The organism is Streptomyces sp. B15, from assembly GCF_018070605.1.
Lineage (GTDB): Bacteria > Actinomycetota > Actinomycetes > Streptomycetales > Streptomycetaceae > Streptomyces > Streptomyces smyrnaeus.
Genome location: NZ_JAGPXJ010000218.1, coordinates 1 through 488, shown reverse-complemented (window position 1 = coordinate 488; position 488 = coordinate 1). Strand labels below are relative to the sequence as shown.

Below are 488 nucleotides of genomic sequence, written 5' to 3'. Positions count from 1 at the left end.
CACCACGCAGGTGACGACCTTGCGTGACGTGCTCGCCAACAAGCAGTCGCGCGGCGCCTTCGGCCAGGCGCGGATGGAGGCGATCGTCCAGGATGGTCTTCCAAAGGGCGCCTACGAATTCCAGTTCACGCTTTCGACGGGCAAGCGGCCCGATTGCGTGGTGTTCCTGCCCGACCAGCGCCCACTCTGCATCGACGCCAAATTCCCGCTGGAAGCGATGACCGCGCTGCACGACGCCCGCACCGACGAGGAGAAGCGCATCGCCACGCAGCGGCTGCGCGGCGACGTGATGAAGCATGTCAGCGACATCGCCGAAAAATATCTCGTCGCCGGCGAGACCCAGGAGATGGCGCTGATGTTCGTTCCGTCGGAATCGGTCTACGCCGAGATCCATGACGGCTTCGACGACATCATCCAGAAGGCCTACCGCGCCCGCGTCGTGCTGGTGTCGCCCTCGCTGCTGATGCTGGCGATCCAGGTGATGCAGC

1 protein-coding gene is annotated in these 488 nt (G+C 64.5%); it reads left to right on the top strand.

The window, feature by feature from the left end; genetic code table 11:
• Nucleotides 1–28 precede the first annotated feature (28 nt).
• Nucleotides 29–488 (top strand): DNA recombination protein RmuC (locus tag KBY19_RS35925; protein ID WP_307843713.1); only part of this gene is annotated, 460 nt, incomplete at its 3' end.